This is a genomic window from Alphaproteobacteria bacterium (assembly GCA_019695395.1).
Taxonomy (GTDB): Bacteria; Pseudomonadota; Alphaproteobacteria; order JAEUKQ01; family JAIBAD01; genus JAIBAD01.
In genome coordinates, this window is sequence record JAIBAD010000039.1 from 1 (window position 1) to 17,565 (window position 17,565).

24 protein-coding genes are annotated in these 17,565 nt (G+C 36.7%); 10 read left to right on the forward strand and 14 right to left on the reverse strand.

Annotated features, from left to right (window positions below):
- A partial coding sequence (locus tag K1X44_07135) for a TIGR01244 family phosphatase (GenBank protein ID MBX7147064.1) occupies positions 1-130 on the reverse strand: 130 nt, incomplete at its 3' end.
- A 129-nt stretch (positions 131-259) separates the two neighbouring features.
- Between K1X44_07135 and K1X44_07140 the strand changes: the two genes are divergently transcribed.
- Both K1X44_07140 and K1X44_07145 read left to right on the forward strand, forming a co-directional pair.
- Positions 260-1,114 (forward strand): MBL fold metallo-hydrolase, encoded by an 855-nt coding sequence (locus K1X44_07140; GenBank protein ID MBX7147065.1) that lies wholly within the window; start codon positions 260-262, stop codon positions 1,112-1,114.
- Between the two features lie 193 nt (positions 1,115-1,307).
- On the forward strand, positions 1,308-2,738 hold the full coding sequence (locus K1X44_07145; protein MBX7147066.1) for an MFS transporter: 1,431 nt from the start codon (positions 1,308-1,310) through the stop codon (positions 2,736-2,738).
- 2 nt (positions 2,739-2,740) lie between these two features.
- Here K1X44_07145 and K1X44_07150 read toward each other — a convergent pair whose 3' ends face one another.
- Positions 2,741-3,076 carry a hypothetical protein gene (locus K1X44_07150; GenBank protein ID MBX7147067.1) on the reverse strand — a complete coding sequence of 112 codons (336 nt, stop codon included), beginning with the start codon at positions 3,074-3,076 and terminating at the stop codon, positions 2,741-2,743.
- 286 nt (positions 3,077-3,362) lie between these two features.
- Between K1X44_07150 and K1X44_07155 the strand changes: the two genes are divergently transcribed.
- From K1X44_07155 to K1X44_07170, 4 genes are all read left to right on the forward strand, one after another.
- Positions 3,363-4,118 carry a hypothetical protein gene (locus tag K1X44_07155; GenBank protein MBX7147068.1) on the forward strand — a complete coding sequence of 252 codons (756 nt, stop codon included), beginning with the start codon at positions 3,363-3,365 and terminating at the stop codon, positions 4,116-4,118.
- Positions 4,119-4,200: 82 nt separating this feature from the next.
- Positions 4,201-4,764: a CBS domain-containing protein gene (locus K1X44_07160; GenBank protein MBX7147069.1), complete on the forward strand. Its 564-nt coding sequence runs from the start codon at positions 4,201-4,203 to the stop codon at positions 4,762-4,764.
- A gap of 180 nt (positions 4,765-4,944) precedes the next feature.
- A complete protein-coding gene (locus tag K1X44_07165) occupies positions 4,945-5,415 on the forward strand; it encodes a CBS domain-containing protein (protein MBX7147070.1) in 471 nt (156 codons plus the stop codon).
- An 85-nt stretch (positions 5,416-5,500) separates the two neighbouring features.
- Positions 5,501-5,929 carry a hypothetical protein gene (locus K1X44_07170; GenBank protein ID MBX7147071.1) on the forward strand — a complete coding sequence of 143 codons (429 nt, stop codon included), beginning with the start codon at positions 5,501-5,503 and terminating at the stop codon, positions 5,927-5,929.
- 172 nt (positions 5,930-6,101) lie between these two features.
- On the opposite strand, the gene K1X44_07175 is transcribed toward K1X44_07170, so the two are convergent.
- From K1X44_07175 to K1X44_07200, 6 genes are all read right to left on the reverse strand, one after another.
- A complete protein-coding gene (locus K1X44_07175) occupies positions 6,102-7,070 on the reverse strand; it encodes a DMT family transporter (GenBank protein MBX7147072.1) in 969 nt (322 codons plus the stop codon).
- Between the two features lie 475 nt (positions 7,071-7,545).
- On the reverse strand, positions 7,546-7,962 hold the full coding sequence (locus tag K1X44_07180; protein ID MBX7147073.1) for a TIGR01244 family phosphatase: 417 nt from the start codon (positions 7,960-7,962) through the stop codon (positions 7,546-7,548).
- Positions 7,963-8,075: 113 nt separating this feature from the next.
- Entirely contained in the window at positions 8,076-8,867 is a 792-nt protein-coding gene (locus K1X44_07185) for an alpha/beta hydrolase (GenBank protein ID MBX7147074.1), read from the reverse strand.
- A 47-nt stretch (positions 8,868-8,914) separates the two neighbouring features.
- Complete coding sequence (locus K1X44_07190) at positions 8,915-9,451, reverse strand: hypothetical protein (protein ID MBX7147075.1); 537 nt, start codon at positions 9,449-9,451, stop codon at positions 8,915-8,917.
- Positions 9,452-9,517: 66 nt separating this feature from the next.
- On the reverse strand, positions 9,518-9,988 hold the full coding sequence (locus K1X44_07195; protein MBX7147076.1) for an SRPBCC family protein: 471 nt from the start codon (positions 9,986-9,988) through the stop codon (positions 9,518-9,520).
- Positions 9,981-10,313, reverse strand: coding sequence for a metalloregulator ArsR/SmtB family transcription factor (locus K1X44_07200; GenBank protein ID MBX7147077.1), 333 nt, complete (start codon positions 10,311-10,313; stop codon positions 9,981-9,983). Before K1X44_07200 ends, K1X44_07195 begins: the two co-directional genes overlap by 8 nt.
- Positions 10,314-10,553: 240 nt before the next feature.
- Between K1X44_07200 and K1X44_07205 the strand changes: the two genes are divergently transcribed.
- From K1X44_07205 to K1X44_07220, 4 genes are read left to right on the forward strand one after another with little or no spacing between them, the layout of a single operon-like run.
- A complete protein-coding gene (locus tag K1X44_07205) occupies positions 10,554-11,036 on the forward strand; it encodes a DUF4065 domain-containing protein (GenBank protein MBX7147078.1) in 483 nt (160 codons plus the stop codon).
- Positions 11,029-11,379, forward strand: a complete 351-nt coding sequence (locus K1X44_07210) for a hypothetical protein (GenBank protein ID MBX7147079.1) — start codon at positions 11,029-11,031, stop codon at positions 11,377-11,379. The genes K1X44_07205 and K1X44_07210 overlap by 8 nt, the downstream gene beginning before the upstream one ends.
- Positions 11,380-11,408: 29 nt before the next feature.
- Positions 11,409-12,521, forward strand: a complete 1,113-nt coding sequence (locus tag K1X44_07215) for a phosphatidylserine/phosphatidylglycerophosphate/cardiolipin synthase family protein (GenBank protein ID MBX7147080.1) — start codon at positions 11,409-11,411, stop codon at positions 12,519-12,521.
- Positions 12,522-12,529: 8 nt separating this feature from the next.
- Positions 12,530-13,276 carry an endonuclease/exonuclease/phosphatase family protein gene (locus K1X44_07220; GenBank protein MBX7147081.1) on the forward strand — a complete coding sequence of 249 codons (747 nt, stop codon included), beginning with the start codon at positions 12,530-12,532 and terminating at the stop codon, positions 13,274-13,276.
- 99 nt (positions 13,277-13,375) lie between these two features.
- Here the strand turns inward: K1X44_07220 and K1X44_07225 are convergent, their stop codons facing one another.
- The 6 genes from K1X44_07225 to K1X44_07250 all read right to left on the reverse strand — a co-directional run.
- Positions 13,376-15,466, reverse strand: coding sequence for a copper-translocating P-type ATPase (locus K1X44_07225; GenBank protein ID MBX7147082.1), 2,091 nt, complete (start codon positions 15,464-15,466; stop codon positions 13,376-13,378).
- 145 nt (positions 15,467-15,611) lie between these two features.
- The gene (locus K1X44_07230; GenBank protein MBX7147083.1) at positions 15,612-15,875 is read right to left on the reverse strand and encodes a hypothetical protein; all 264 of its coding nucleotides are present in this window, start codon (positions 15,873-15,875) and stop codon (positions 15,612-15,614) included.
- An 11-nt stretch (positions 15,876-15,886) separates the two neighbouring features.
- Positions 15,887-16,132, reverse strand: coding sequence for a DUF2933 domain-containing protein (locus K1X44_07235; protein ID MBX7147084.1), 246 nt, complete (start codon positions 16,130-16,132; stop codon positions 15,887-15,889).
- Positions 16,133-16,407: 275 nt separating this feature from the next.
- Positions 16,408-16,761: a hypothetical protein gene (locus K1X44_07240; GenBank protein MBX7147085.1), complete on the reverse strand. Its 354-nt coding sequence runs from the start codon at positions 16,759-16,761 to the stop codon at positions 16,408-16,410.
- A 10-nt stretch (positions 16,762-16,771) separates the two neighbouring features.
- Positions 16,772-17,071, reverse strand: a complete 300-nt coding sequence (locus K1X44_07245) for a hypothetical protein (protein MBX7147086.1) — start codon at positions 17,069-17,071, stop codon at positions 16,772-16,774.
- Between the two features lie 209 nt (positions 17,072-17,280).
- Positions 17,281-17,565 (reverse strand): DUF1398 family protein (locus K1X44_07250; GenBank protein MBX7147087.1); only part of this gene is annotated, 285 nt, incomplete at its 5' end.

The window sequence follows — 17,565 nt, forward strand, 5'->3', positions numbered from 1 at the left end:
GATCTTCTTCTTTATCAGGACGATTATTAATAATCTTTTTAAATCCTAATCCCCCAAGTTTTTTAACATCTTCTATATCAATTTGGCTTGTTAGTGACATTTCAGATGTTAGCTTTTTAATTATATTCATTGTGCCCTCCCTATAAATTTGTGCCCTTAAAATTTATGTCGATCAGCGTAAATTTATTATATATGATATTTATTGATTGCCACCCTCATTAGTTATATTTTAATATAAACTATTTTTATATTTATCATTATGCAAGTTAAAAATTTTTTTGATCCCACCACATCAACTTTTACCTATATAGTTATAGATAGAACCACTAGATATTGTGCTATTATTGACGCAGTCTTAAATTATGACCCTTACACGGGTCATATTTCTACTGATTCTGCAGAACAGATTATTGCTTATATTCAAGAAAATGGATTAACCGTTCAGTGGATTTTAGAAACACATATTCATGCAGATCACCTAACGGCTGCCCATTATATTAAAGATAAAATTGGGGGCAAAACAGCCATCAATCATAAAATTATTGAGGTTTTAAAATATTGGGTACCTATTTTTAATACGGAACATGATACCCCTATGGATGGGTGCCAATTTGATAAACTTTTATATAATAATGAAAATTTCTTTATTGGGAATATACCGGTAACTACCTTATCAACACCTGGGCATACCCCTGTTTGCACCTCATTTCATATGGAAAATTGTATATTTGTTGGTGATACTCTTTTCATGCCAAACCTCGGAACAGCCAGGGCCGATTTTCCTGGAGGCAATGCTCATATACTTTATCAATCTATCCAAAAAATACTTTCATATCCTGATACCACAACGTTATTTATATGTCATGATTATCCGCCTGAGGGCCATCCACCTTCGTTTCAAACAACCGTAAGTGACCAAAAGAAAAAAAACATTTTAATCAATGACACTATTGATGAAGCAGACTATGTAAAAAGGCGTCAAGCTCGTGATAGTACATTATCTATACCAAAACTTTTATTCCCATCCTTACAAATAAATTTACGGGCGGGTAAATTAGGTACATCTGAAAAAGGAAGATATTATATAAAAATACCTATTAATTTTGATATCTAAAACGGTGCCCTATATCTATAATTGATATTCGATTTATGATATTGAACCCAGGACATAGCAGCATTGCTTAAATAACACCTGCTTCCTCTTAACAATTATCTTATATAAGAAAATATATTAAGACTAAATTAATCAATTTTTTATTAAAATAATTTCTTAGCTTGTCTTATTTTAGAAACTCTTATTTCTTTACATGACTGAAAATCAAATCGTTAAACGTTATTTACCCTGGGTTGTGGCAACTGCTTTGTTTATGGAACAATTGGATACCACAATCGTCAATACAGCCGTACCCTCCATGGCTGCAAGTTTATCTGTTACACCCTTAAGCCTTAAAGCTGTTGTTGCCTGTTATATTTTAAGTCTTGCCGTCTGTATTCCTATAAGCGGATGGTTGGCTGATCGTTTTGGAACACGGAAAATATTTACCATTGCGGTTGCAAGCTTTACACTTTCTTCTATTCTATGCGGCCTTTCTGTTAATGTTCCCATGCTTGTGGTTGCCCGAATCCTTCAAGGAGCTAGTGCAGCCATGATGATGCCTGTTGGACGATTGACAATTATCCGTACCTTTCCTAAATCCGAACTTTTAACCGCAATGAATTTCGTTATTATTCCAGCTTTAATTGGTCCTTTATTAGGACCAACGGTCGGGGGATTAATTGTTCATTTTTTAACATGGCGGGATATCTTTTTTATTAATGTGCCTGTGGGAATTATTGGGCTTTGGTTGATTTACCGGTATATGCCTGATTATCGGGGTGATACATCGCATCCTCTTGATTTAAGAGGATTAATTTTATTTGGGGGTGGGGCTGCCTTACTTTCGTGGTTTTTAGAAATTTTTGGTGAACACAAATTTAATAATATTGCAACGTTATCCTTATTTATTCTTTCTTTAGTACTTCTTGGATCTTATGCCTATCATGCTTTGCATATAAAATATCCTCTCTTAAGGCTTAATCTCTTTAACATTAGAACGTTTCGTGTTTCAGTTATTGGGGGATTTATAACCCGTCTTGGTATTGGGGGGTTACCCTTTTTGCTTCCCCTTTTATATCAACTTGGGCTTGGTCTTCCTGCATGGCAATCGGGATTATTAATGATGCCTATCGCCCTGGCTGCGATGAGCATGAAATTTTTTGCCAAAAATTTATTACGGCGTTTTGGATATCGTAAAATTTTATTAGGCAACACAATTATCATTGGTATTATCATCAGCTTTTATGGAACAATATCAAGTGCCACACCAATATTATTTATTATTACCTGTTCCTTGGCCCAAGGTTTTTTCAACTCCCTTCAATTTTCAAGTATGAATAGCTTGGCCTATGCTGATATAGAAACCAAAGATTCCAGTATGGCCGCTACTATTGCAAGTTCTCTTCAACAAATGTCGATGAGCTTTGGCCTTGCGGGTGGATCATTAATTGCAGGATGGTATTTAGGATCATTACCCCAAACAGATCACGCAGCCGTAACTGGTGCCTTACATTATGCATTTTGGACGATGGGAGGATTTACTATTTTAACCTCCCTTTCATTTTTAACCTTAAAAAGCGATGATGGGGAAAGTGTGAGCAGAGGTAAAGGTAAAGAAGCCCAAGCCGCATTAAATTCATAGATTTAATTATCTGCATGAAAACGATGCAGCACCCGATGAAAAATCGGAACCAAGAGCACACCTGCGCACATAATCAAAAAAATACTTGAATATATAGCATAAAAAGAGGCAAATATTTTGCCACCGAACGTTTTCAGGGCATCAATTTCCCCCATACCCCCTAAAATCATTGCGGCATTCAAGAGGGCATCCAACCATGTCATATGTTCAAAATGATGATATCCCCACATACCAAATATCAAAGAAATCATCATTAAAATTAATGTGATGGATAACCAAATCATCATACGTCCAGCAAAAGCAGAACGGGAAAGAATTTTTTTTGAATGATGCTCCATACTAATCCTTAATTATAATTTTAAATTTATTTCTTTTTGATATTTTTATTCTATTTCCAACTTCTTTTCTTATTCAACTCTTGTCATTCTAAAGGTTCAAGGTTTCGTCTTTGAATTCAATAAGTCTATAATTTATCCTAGAACGAAAAATTTTATTAATTAAGACGAAACCTTATATGCTTATTAAAGGCTATTTTACCTATATCTAATATTCAAGATTTAATTTTTTAAAATCAATTAAATCTAAATACCATTGAACCAATACACCCACAGGAGAAAATAAATTATGGCTAGAAATTCAAGAAGACGAGATTATGATGAAAATTATTCATATCATAATCGTGGCAAAAATAGAGATTATAATAATGATATGAATTACGGCGGTCGTTCCAATAGCGGATACGAAGATGATTATGAAAGTGGGGGATATGGTGGCGGCCGTGTTGGTAGACGTGCCAATTATCAAGATAACTATGACCAAGATGATTATGACGATAATTATGATGAAGATATGGTATCACGTGGCAATTATGATGATTATGATCAAGGTGATAATGACTATAACATTCATCGTACAAGTCGTGGTTACGGTAATACCAACTATGATAATATTGAAAATAACAGATATGCGCAAAATACCAATCGCCATTTAAATTATGAACGTCAAGGTGGGTATGGTAGCCGTAGACTTCGCTCAGATGATTATGAGGGACGCGAAAATAATTTTGAACGCAATTATGGTGGTGGCCGTTGGGGAGGCAGCGGGTATAAAGATAACCAAGGATATAGAGCTGGTAATGATCATTATTATGAAAACAATCAATATGCCAATCGATACAGTCAAAATAATAGGCAAAATAATAGACAAAATAGTGGACAAAATAGAGGGTATGACCAAGAAAGTTATAATAATACATCTCGAACCCGCAATAATGAAACCAGTAATTATAGAACCCAAAGCGGTCGTACTTATGGAGAATATGAAAATTACGAAGATTATAATAATCAACCTTCATCCCGCCGCCGCTCAAGAAATTATTAATGGATAACATAAAAGATACGAGAGATATATCTCGTATCTTTTACTCAAACTAAACATCAACACTATATCTAAAGAATAAATTATGGATTTTTTTAATTTCAGATCATCTAAATTTTTGTCAATAACCCAAGATTATACGCTCGAAGAAGCAATTCATAAAATGACCAAGGCTGGGGTGGGTTTTTTACCTGTGGTTAAAGGTAATAAAGACAAAAAAATATTTATACCTATTGGGTTATTAACAAAACGAAATATTATTGAACGATGTGTTGTTCCAGGTAAAGATCCCAAAGAGGCTAAAGTGAACGAAATTTTCACACCTCATATCATTTTTGGATCAAGTACCCACAAATCTTGGGAGATTTTTGATCTTTTACATCACCATAATTTTAATCATGTATTAATCAAAAATCATCACGATAAGCTTATTGGAATTGCTTCAAAAATTGATACAAATGATGGGATTTTTTATCAAGGGAAAAAAATTTTAGCAAGCCAAAAATTACCCGTAAATTTATATGCGTATTCTCTACATATTATTTTTAATATAAGGAATGAAATTATGATAAAAATTAAATCATGGATCAAATCATTAAACATTATGGCACATAATTTTGCCAAAAACTGGTTATTAGATTTAAATTAATTATATAAAATTTTATTATATTATTTCGTCCTTGGCTATATGAATAGATCTTAATAACGATCTATTTTTATTAATTTGAATGATAATAATGCCTGATATTTTCCTAAGTATGAACATCGGTATTTTACCTAATATCCCTATATCAATTTTTTATAAACAACTTACTAAAAGGATAAAAACATGCAAATAAAAGATTTAATGAAACTTAACCCTAGCGTTATAACCCAAGACTGGACACTTGAAGAAACGGCACAAAAAATGTTGGAACTTCATACCGGTATTTTACCTGTGGTTGAAGGCAGCAAAGATCAACCTGGCAAGAAGCTTATGGGTGTTGTAACGGACCGTGATATGATTGTTCGTTGTATAAATGAAGGTAAAGATCCAAAAACAACTAAAGTCACAGAAGCTTATACCAAAGATGTCATTTATAGTTTTGAAGATGATACCGATAAACAAGCTTTTGATAGAATGTTAGAACATGATATAGGCCGCTTATTAATTCTTAACCATAATGATGAATTAACAGGTATTATTTCGATGGCAGATATTATTGCCAATGCCCCAGGAAATATATGGGAAAGCTTACCCGCCAATCGTGATAAGAATGAATCTTATAAAGATTCTGCTGCAAAGAATTTTATGGCGTAATTTTTATAACCTTAATTAAATAGGTATAAATTACCCGGAGCAATAAAATAATTTGATAAATCTTTGTAGTCATCCAAAACGTAACATTGTTATTTTTGATTTGGATGGTACACTTGCCAATATAGAACATCGTATCCATTTCATCCAGGGTAAAAAAAGAAAATGGCGAGATTTTTTTGCTGCTTGTATTGATGACAAACCGCATGAAGCCGTGATTACAATTCTACAGGCACTTTATCCTTTATTCAAAATTTATATTGTATCTGGCAGAAGTGATGAGGTACGTAAACAAACGGAAGATTGGCTGAGGTTAAACCACGTTCCTTATCATCACTTAATCATGCGCAAAGAAGGGGACCACATACCTGACACTATTTTAAAAATCAGTTGGGTCCATCAGGGCTTAATACCGAAAGATCATATCCTATGTGTATTTGATGACCGTAATAAAGTTGTCAAAATGTGGAGAGACGCGGGCATTACCTGTTTTCAGGTAGTCGAGGGAGATTTTTAAATAATCCCGCTAAATGGAAGAATCGCACAAAAATATTATCTGTAAAGGTTAATGTATATGTCCCAACTAAAAACAATAAATATAAACTGGCAAAAGAGTCAGTAAAAAATTCGAAACTGATATTATTTACCACTTAAATCTCTATTCGTTATTAGACATGAGTTAGATTAAATCACGAAGCAGGAGATTGTTGCAAAGCCTCTTGTGGTTCTTTATCTTCTAACTCTTTAGCATCCCGCTGTTTTTCCCAATAAATAAGGCCAAGACCACTTAAAATAATAGCGGCACCCCCTACCACCAAAAAGATATCTATTTTTTCTTGCAACCATAAAAAACCTAAAAGGGCTGAAAAGGGTAAATCCAAATAACCAAAAGGTGATACAAGAGAGGCACGCCCCATACGATACGATTGGGTAATAAGTAAATTGCTAATAGCCGTACATAAAGAAGTTGCTATAAGTAACAGCCAATCCGTTGTTCCAATTGGTTGCCATCCAATATACCCTTGTTTAACGAAAAAACTTTCGGATGTCCACCATTGCCATGGAATTAATCCGACACTAACAAATAAAAGTACCAGCCAACAATAAAAATTTATGCACCCAAATGTTTCTGTTTTAGCCATTTTACTAATAACCATCATACTAATTGCTGTAAGGAAACCAACAAACACGGCAATGAGCGACGCTGGATTAAAAACAGAAAATCCAGGGCGTGCTATAATCACAACACCTGCGAATCCTAAAAAAATTACCAACCAATAGCGATAGTCATTTTTTTCTTTTAAGAAATAGCTAGAAAGTAAAGCAATAAAAATTGCGTCTGTCATTGTAAGGGCAGCGACATCTGCTAAAGGTAATAAATAAAGACTAATAAAATAGGCGCCCATAGCGAATATCCCCAAAATGCTACGCCAAAAATGAAGCATAGGTTGCTGGGTCCGCCAAAAATTTTGTTTTAGAATCAGCCATGAAAATAAAATAACCACGACTAAACCAAAAATTGTACGAAAAATCACAATTTGATTAATAGGGTAAGAACTACTCAGGAGCCGAATAATGGCGCTACTGAGCGACAACAATAAAATACCTCCCACCATATAAAGAATAGCAAGAACAGATTTTCGAAATTGTGTTATCATTTTCCCTCCCCAAATAATATTATTAAAAATAATAAAGAAATTAATATAATAATATTTTTTTATAATAGTGAATTTAATAATAGAAAAAAGCAAGCTTTTTAAAGCAAGTTAATAAGAGTAATAATTAATGGTAGAAAATTGCCTGAGAAATATTATTTGAGAAATGCAGGCAGCTTTTTGATTATCCTTTTTGGGAAATTTCTTCTCTTAAAGCTTGGTATCTTTATCAACTCATTCATTATTATATAAACTACCAATGTCCCAGGAAATATATGTAAATCTGCCAGCCAATCATAAGACATCTATAATTTTAATCAAAGATTTATGACTTAACGGTTTGGTTTAGAATTGATAAAGCTTTAATCATCTAAATGTATTTTTATTATTTAATTAGATGGTACATTTGCTGCATATTGTATTTACTTAGTATACAAATGGCTTAAATAGTCTCAATTCTAATTTAAAAATAAATAAATTATTTCTCCAAAACGGGACGCAAACCGGATAAATCAAAACCTGCTGCCGATGTTTTATTTAAAATATCATCAGCATTCATTTTCCCTGCTTGTGCTAATGCCCATAAGGTAGCACAACGCGTACCAGACCGGCAGAATGCAACAACAGGTCCTGTTGATTTAGGAAGATATTGTTTGAAATCTTCAACATTGTCTTGGGTCATTCTGCCACTAACCACCGGGATGTGAAGATAGGCAAGATTATGTTTTTTTGCCTCCGCCGCAATTTCGGCATTAGTTGGCTGTCCAGGTTCCTCCCCATCGGGGCGGTTATTGATCACGGTTTTAAACCCTAACCCTGCAAGGGTTGAAAGATCCGCAAGTCCAACCTGCCCGGTTACAGAAAATTCTGGCGTGATTTGTTTAATCGGTTTCATTTTCTTATATCTTTCATAGATAAAATCTTATTTAATTGATAAATATAGTATTAATTTTATTAACCTTTTGACATAAGGTAAAGATGATAAATTAATCAAATAACACCCATATCTCATTTATTAATTTTTGACAAAAAATTAATAATAGCATTCGACGTTTCAACCGGGTTATCTAAATGAACAAAATGACCTGCATTAGCTATGATAACATTTTCAATTGTTGGGCCTGTAGGAAGAGTTGAAAAATTGCCTTTTTCTCCTCGAAGAAGAATTTTAGGTTGGTGGGTTTGCATAAAAGTATCAAAAAGCTGATTAGTATTTGCCCATGTCACAATTGATTGGCCCGTTTGATAAAAAACAAAATCGGGTACCGGATTTAATGCTCCTAAACGTATATATTTATTGGGTTGATTGGAATTTTCTAGATTCGTTTTAAGAGTTTTAAAATAATGGTTTTTAAAATAATCAAAAGACATGGACGCAATTATTTTACTTTCACCACAATCATCTAATTTTAAATTACCTTCCATGCTGCAAAGACTTTGAATATGATTGGGTAATTCTTTTAACAGTAATGTTCCAATCATACCACCTAAACTATGACCAACAACATGAACCTTTTGAAGGTGCAGGGCGTTCAATATTTTTATAAGGATTGCTGTTTGGTCGGCAAGATCATAAGAAAAATTTTGGGGTTTATCTGAATGACCAAACCCAACCAAATCAATTGCCAAATGGGGAAAGGAAAGATTGTTTAATAAATCCTGCCTTAAGGCATTAAATCCTTCTTTATTGGTTTGCAATCCATGCAAGAAAAGTAAATAAGTTTGGGCAGGATCAATTTCACGATCCGTATCATAGGCAATCTTTATTCCATTACACTCAACAAATTTTTCTATACCCATATTAATCACATTACCTATCTGATGGTAATAATTCTTTAATCTCTAAATTAACTCTTTTTCAAGCTGGTATACTCTATACCCCAATCAATAATTTTTAAACGTTTTTCAGATACATGAGCCACTCTATTCATAAGACCATTAATTAAAACCGTAACAGTCATTAAATAATATTCAAACCAAGGTAAAACTATATCATTTGGCATAATAAATAATTTTAATTTTTTGCATAATCTAACAATTTCTGGATCATCAAAATTTATCTTTGTTATATGAGCAAATTGATTACGTATTTTTCTAAAAATTTTTATTTCATCATATTCATCTTGATTAATTAAACCCAAACTTAAAGCTATTGCAGCTTTAGCATATAATGTGCCCAAAACTGAATTTTCTTCTTCAAACATTTTTATTGAAGTTTCTACTAAAAATGACTTAAGTATTTTTTGAAGTTGATCTTCAACAAAGCTACATGAAATTAAAACAGCACCACGTGGGCTTTCTTTACGCATTTCAGCTAATAACCAATAATAATCTTTCAAGTGAGGATTTTTCTTTATAAATTCTTTAAATTGGTCCGTAGTCATAATAAGTATCCTATTTAAAATTAAAAGCCACATTTTTGTAAAAATGTGGCTTTTGTTATTTATATATCAACTCGCTTTTTTAACGTCACTACAACTATGTTTAAAGCCGGCCCAGATGTTAAGGATCTGTCCTGTCTCAAGAAATGATTTAAGACCGGAAAGAACGCGGGGCCAGCCCTGGGATACGCGGTCCGCCATCGTTGAATTGGGTTTAAATTTACCGTGGACAACGTTTAAACACACCATATCTTCATTGGCCGCAATATCAAAAATAACTTCTGACACATCGGTTAAATCTTCTGGTCCCGCCCAGGTCAGGACAAGACGTGTGAAGGGATTGCTTTCAACAACCTTGCCCACGACACGTACCTCCCCACTTTGGGGATCCACATGTTTCCATTCGGACCCTTTGCGCCAATCGGACACATTATTATTTCCCCAATATTGATGGGTGAATTCAGGGTTGGTGATCGCTTGCCACACTTTTTCTGGTGTTGTTTTGATATAAGTTGTATAAGTAAAATCTGGTTTAGTCATTTTCATTCTCCTCTAAGGCTTGTTTAAGATTGTGAAGGGCGATAAGTCTTTCTTGTTCAAATTTGCCGATCCAACGCATGTAAATATCATTAATTGGAACAGGGTTTAAAAAGTGCAACTTTTCACGGCCCTGCATTTTTGTAACAACAAGATTCGCCGCCTCTAATAACACAAGATGTTTGCTTACCGCTTGGCGGGTCATGTCATGGCCCTGACATAAATCTCCAAGGGTAAGACCATTTTTCTTGCGCAACCGATCCAGCAATTTACGACGGCTAGAATCGGCAAGGGCTTTAAATACTTTATCTTCGTTTGTTGTCATCATTCTATTATGCAACTATTTGGTTGCATGTCAAGGGATAATTTATATGTAAATTAAGCCCGCCTAATTTATGGAAAATTTATCTTTTCCACACAGTTAATTATTTTTTGTATCTCTATCAAAATAAATCATTCATCTATCATCCAATCTGCTCCAATATTCTTGTCAAACATCGCCTTATTAATTAAAATATCCTTATATAATTTGAATGATCATAATCCAAAGGTTTTAGGTAAATTACGCATGACGCTTTATAAAGCATCCGATATCGCCAAAGAATTTGTGCAAATTGCAGCAAAATATGGGGAACGTTTATCCCATATGAAACTGCAAAAACTGGTTTATTTTGCCCATGGTTGGCATTTGGGACTTACGGGCAAACCCTTGCTAGATGAAACGATTGAGGCTTGGCAGTATGGTCCGGTGATACGCTCACTTTACGACGAATATAAAAGAAATGGCAGCCAACTTTTAACACCGCATGCTCTTCAAAATCAACCCCAATCCTTACCAGAAGCAGTTAAAATCCTTATAGAAAAAATTTGGAATTTATATGGGCATTTTACTGCTTTCCAACTTTCAAGCTTGACCCATGAAGAGGGATCCCCCTGGTACCAGGTTACACATTTTTATAAAGATTTGGCAAAATTACCCCAAGGTTTGGATGTGCCTGATGAAAAAATTGCCGCCTATTTTGCCCAACAAAAAAGCATAGCCCATGAATAATCAAAACCTACCTGATGATAATGATTTAAGAATAAATCTGGCTCATTTACCAGCGCAGGTAGCGGGACCAAAGATCACAAATGATGAAAAAGCAACCCGAGAAAGTGAAGATTTAGATCGCGAACGCACCAAACAGGATTTGGGTCATCAACGCAGCGCTTACCGTTGGATTTTAGGCGCTGTGCTTATCTGGTTGATTTTAGTCATGACAATAATCTTTCTAACTGGCTTTGATGTTATCCATTTGTCAGATGCCGTCATGATTGCTTTATTAACAACAACGACAGCCAATGTCATTGCGATGCTGTGGGCAATTATAAAATATTTATTTAAAACAAATTAATTAGCAACACCTAAAAAGAAAGCGGTGGTATGGTTCGAGAAGAAGACCAATTTGTAGAATCCTTAGAACCACCAAAGCCCATCTGCCGGTTCTATCTTACCGCGTGTGACGCATGGGACGCTATGTATCGTGATTGCGAGCGGGCGAAAGTATCTATCGAGTTAGAGCAGTATATTTTTGACAACGATAAACTGGGACGCCGTTTTCTGGAACTTTTCATCAAAAAGGCATCAGAGGGTATTCAGGTATTTATCATTTGCGACAAGTTCGGCAGCATTCAGCTATTACACTCATCCCTGGTTCGAAAGTTGCGACGGCATGGGGGGCATTTTTACTTCTATAACCCCATCACCTACTGGAATTTTTTTACGCCCTGGCGTTGGTTTCCACGCACGCATGTTAAAACGCTGCTGGTGGATTCTTCTATCGCTTATGTTGGCAGTGCTTGCATCGCCAACCACATGGCAAATTGGCGAGATACGCAAGTTTGTATTACAGGGCCAGCTGTACTCTATATCCGTCATGCGTTTAATGATATTAAACGTACCTTCCAACAACAAAAAGAAATGCCCCTCACGAAAACGCCGCCGAAAGATGAAAATTTTCGTTATGTGGTCAGTCAGCCAAATGTGCCAAAATTCAAAGTTTATGAAGAACTAGCTGAAGCCATTAGTCGTGCCAAGCGTTATATCTATATTGCAACACCGTTTTTTATACCACATTTGCGGTTTTTTAATCTGCTGAAACAGGCGCATGGGCGTGGTGTGGAAATCCTACTGTTGGTGCCCGAACATTCGGACATACCATTAGCCGACTGGATATGTATTTCATATGGCAAAAAACTTTTTGATGCTGGTGTACGTGTGTTCCATTATGGCCCCCATAACCTGCATTGCAAAATAGCAGTGATCGATGACATTTGGGCAACTGCTGGCAGCGCTAATTTCGACGTCATCAGTTTCTTCCATAATCGAGAAGCCAATTTGGTGATTACCGAACCTGCTGCTATTGATAAATTAAAACAGCAATTTCTTGATGATCTGGCCCATAGCCAAGAATTGACACCAGAGAAATGGCAGAAGCTACCCTTATGGAAAAAATGGACAGGGTATCTGGTGCGCGCACTTAAAGTATTTTTCTAGGGTGTTTTATGAAAATACTGATGAGCAATTTGGGTTATCTGCGCGGCATCAGCGGTTCACTTACGCATCATATTCTCTTCGCATACCGGCATTTTTATTGTTCTGCTGTGGTCCAAGAAAAAGTATGGCGGCAGTTAGCAGAAATAATGAGCCGGGAGCGCCCCGATCTATGCTGCTTTGTGGAAATCGAGCAAGCAGCATTCCATAAGGCTAATTTCTGCCTGTTGGAAGGTATCACGGGGGAAACTTATCCATTCTTCGATATCGAGAATAAATATCTTAATACCAGTCCTCTACGTTCTTTTCCCCTGACGCGCGGCAAAAGCAATGCTTTCTTGTCAAAGCAGGATTTGCCGTATAAGAAAATTCACTTCACGTGTGGAACCAAACGCCTGATCTATAAAATTGGCCTTACATCAGAGGTGACATTGTTCTTTACCCATTTTTCATTAAATAAGAAAGTAAGAAAACGGCAGTTGCTGGAAGCAGGTCAAATGGTTAAAAACACGCCAGGTGAGGTTATCTTTCTTGGTGATTTCAATATTCTAAGCGGATTTAAGGAACTGGCCCCGCTCCTGCAGAATGGGGAACTTGTCCTATTAAACCGCAAGGAACATAAGACTTTTACTTTTCATGTCTTTCATAAAGTTCTTGATATTTGTCTTTGCACTAAGAACATTGCCCACCAATGTAATCTTCAAGTGATTCCGCAACCTTATTCAGATCACGATGCCCTTCTACTCGAAATAAAATAAAAAGTAACGCTTATCCCGACCAAACATGCGAGACATAACATCCCGGGTTAAAAGCAGGGATCAATTAACACTAGTTGACTGGGTATAGCCGTAATTATATTAAAGTTTGACGGAGCGTAACCGCAAGCTATTGGCAACCACCGACACTGAACTTAGTGCCATCGCTGCACTGGCAATCACTGGGCTTAACAACAATCCAAAAAATGGGTAAAGAACGCCCGCTGCTACCGGCACGCCAAGTACATTATAGATAAAAGCGAAGAACAAATTTTGACGAATATTTGACATGGTCAAACGACTAAGGCGACGGGCACGAACAATACCCATAAGATCACCTTTTATTAATGTTACTCCAGCACTTTCCATTGCTACATCCGTGCCGGTTCCCATTGCAATACCTACTTGGGCTTGGGCAAGTGCAGGTGCATCATTTACGCCATCACCAGCCATCACTACTTTGAGGCCTTGTTGTTGCAGCAGGCGTACCACTTCATTTTTTCGATCTGGTGACACTTCTGCTTCAATCTCATCGATAGTAAGCTGGTTGGCTACGGCTTGGGCTGTGGCTTTGCTGTCACCAGTGAGCATAACGATCCGCAAACCTTCTGCCTTTAATTGTTTTAAAGCTTCTAATGTAGTGGTTTTGATTGGGTCTGCTACACTGATCACAGCTGCGGGTTTGCCATCAACAGTAGCGAACATAGCGGTTTGGCCCTTGGCACGTAATTGTTCGGCGGCATCATTAAGAGATGTAAAATCGATACCAAGTGAGAGCAGCAGCGCTTTGTTACCCAGCGCTACACTACGGCCTTCAATTGTACCTTTCACACCTTGGCCAGTAATTGATATAAAATCTTGAACGGCTGCAAGTGTCATACCACGTTCTTCTGCACCCTTAATAATGGCTGATGCTAACGGGTGCTCGCTGCTTTTTTCTAAACTGGCAACCAGTTTCAATATTTCGTTTTTCTCAAAGCCGGGCGCGGTAACAACTTCCATCAGCTTGGGTTTACCTTCGGTAAGCGTGCCAGTTTTATCGATAATAAGCGTATCGACTTTTTCCAAGATTTCAAGTGCTTCAGCGTTTTTGATCAACACGCCAGCATGCGCACCACGGCCCGTACCAGAAATAATCGACATAGGCGTTGCAAGGCCAAGGGCACAGGGGCAAGCGATAATCAGCACGGCTACAGCGTTAACAATAGCATAAGCTAGTTTCGGCTCTGGTCCCCAAATCCACCAGATACCCGCAGTCATCGCAGCTACTAGCACTACGATAGGAACGAAGTATCCAGACACTGTATCTACCATACGCTGAATTGGTGCACGGGTACGCTGGGCCTTTGAAACCATTTCAACAATCTGCGCTAACATGGTTTCATTACCAACACGTTCCGCTTTCATAATAAAACCGCCTGTATTATTAAGCGTCGCACCAATAACTTTATCCCCGGGGTTTTTCTCTACCGGCACGGATTCGCCTGTAACCATTGATTGATCAACACTGCTATGGCCTTCCACCACCACGCCATCGACCGGAACTTTTTCACCGGGGCGTACACGTAACAGATCACCCTTATGCACGAGAGAAAGTGAAACATCTTCTTCCCTTCCATTAGACCGGATGATGCGGGCCATTTTAGGGGCAAGATCAAGCAGCGCACGCATCGCGTTTCTGGCCTGGTTGCGGGCTTTAAGTTCTAACACTTGGCCAAGCAATACAAGCGCTGTAATCACCGCTGCTGCTTCAAAATATACTTCCAACTCAAGCCCACTGGCAAGCTTGGCTATTTGTTCAGGAAACAACGTAAGAAGCAGGCTATAGATATAAGCAACACCTGTGCCCAACGCGATCAAGGTGAACATATTGAGGTTTTTGTTCTTCACCGAATCCATTGCCCGCGTAAAGAATGGCCAACCGCCCCATAGCACCACTGGTGTAGCAATAGCAAGTTCTATCCAATGAGTGGGCCTTGAGTTTAACCATTCATGGGGAAGGTTCGGAATAAAATGTGCACCCATTACAAAAATTGCCAATGGCAGCGATAACAACGCCGACACCCAAAAGCGGCGCGTCATATCAATAAGTTCTGGATCAGGTCCGCTATCAAGCGCTATTTTCTCTGGCTCCAACGTCATACCACAGATCGGACAATTTCCTGGCTGTTTTTGTCGGATTTGTGGATGCATCGGACAGGTATAAATTACGCTGTTGTCCGCGAAGATTTCTTGTTGAGAGGGAGCTGGAGGTGACTTATGCTGCTGGGCGGAATGATCCCCATTATGTATATGCCCTTGATGTATATGATTATGCTGATGTTCCATTTAATTTCCTTTAGTCGCCAACGCTTTCACTGCAATGATCATGGGCCATGTTATCTTTCATTGGGATATTAAAATCATAAGCATGTTTATAATGACCCATGAAAAAATACTTTATCGCATAATAACCGGTACAAAGAATACCGCTAGTAGCAAAGACCACGAGTAGTATGCCCGCCGTTTTAATCAGCCTTGCGTGAAGTTCTTTTCCATAATGTATTGCCGCTAAACCGATAGCCAAGGCTAATACTTCAAAGATAAAAGCAATATGCGCCATAAACATGACCATTAGTGATGCTCCCCTTTATAAGGATTTTTTTCTTCTTTATCATCATGATGATGTTTGCTGTGCATAAATAAATGAATCAGCGGGCAGGATAATAACAGGAGATAAGGTAAGGCATTAACCACATGATTCCAGTGGTCAATTACCAGGAGGACACCCAGTACCACGAGGCATACAATAGACACCTTGGTAACAAATGCTTTGTGCCAGAAACCGTATTTCTTACGGGAATATTGTTCTTGGTTCATAAGCCCTCCTATTATGCTAAATGATATTTTATAATTTTTCTTGTTGGCACCAATTGTTCTTTCTTATCGGTGCTTTTTGTTATAAGTTTGTTATCTTACTCCCATCACCTTTTATTATACCACTATGCGCGCCGAGTTTTTTTCCCCCACGTAAGCAGAGATAACAAGTGATACGAATATAATACCAGATATATTGATAATTGCCACTTGCACCTAATGCTCATATTAGGTGGGATTATAACACTTTAATCCTTTTTTGTAAGCACAAATTGATTTTAGTTACCAAAGATCTTAGCTTCTTCTATATGTGCTATACGCTGTAAAGAAGCATCAGGAAAACTTAACATCTCAGGTGGAACTCTAACAGGATTATGTTTTATAGCAATTGGACGAAAAGAATCTTCTAATCCCCACCAATCTGATATAGAGAACTTATTATTCCCCAGAGTAAAATAATGCGCTGTATTAGTTTTAATATCTGCATTTACTTTGGCAAATACACAAATACTTAATAACCCCCAAATTATAGTTTCTGGAATATGCAGTCTATTTTTTGATATATGAAATGCAAGCAATGGGCCATTTCTAGATAATAATTTGTATTGAGGCAGAATTTCTTTTCCATGCACTTGAGAACATCTAAAAATATAATATAAAACTAGCCATATCGAGTTTTTCTATATCTTTGCCTTTTTCATCTTTTAACTTAATATTACCCCAGTAGGTATTATCGAAATCTACTCCTGAACCTGTCATAGGTTCTAAAATCCAATAATAATCACGAATAAATTTTATATATCCAGATCTGGTAGAACTTGTAGCATTTACACTTTTTTGAAAAGTTCCATCTATGGCCATACAAGCATGTAATAATGCATGTTCCTGTTCACCACGATCAAAAGCTTCTATACCATAAAAAATATATTCCTCTAACTTCATATTTATCCTTTTAATTTTAATAAATTTTAAATGTAATATTAAAATTAATAGAATCGTCTAAATAACATTCTAGTAAAATTGATTCAATCTATTTTGAAATTTTTTTCCCCTGAGTTTTATCAACAATTTGATATGAGATGGTGTTAGTACATTATATTTTCAAGGGATTAATTTTAAGAATCTAATTTTAAAATTTATGCCTGTGTTGCTCACGATGCCTTTGGGAATTCTTCAATATGTTGGGCACCATCACGGCCAAAATAAATGGCCTTACGTCCATTGATGAAAACTTCATAATGGCTACATCCTGCTTCCATAATGCGGCGCAGGAATGTTTGATATTTAATTTTGCCTTGTTGTACATCCGTGATTATTTGTTTTATAACCATTCGATCAAGTTGTTCTGGTATTAGTGTATCGGTAAAGGTTAAATCACCTGTGTGGGTATCACCATTTATTCCGAAACTAAATTTTTTCTTGCCAACAAGATCAAC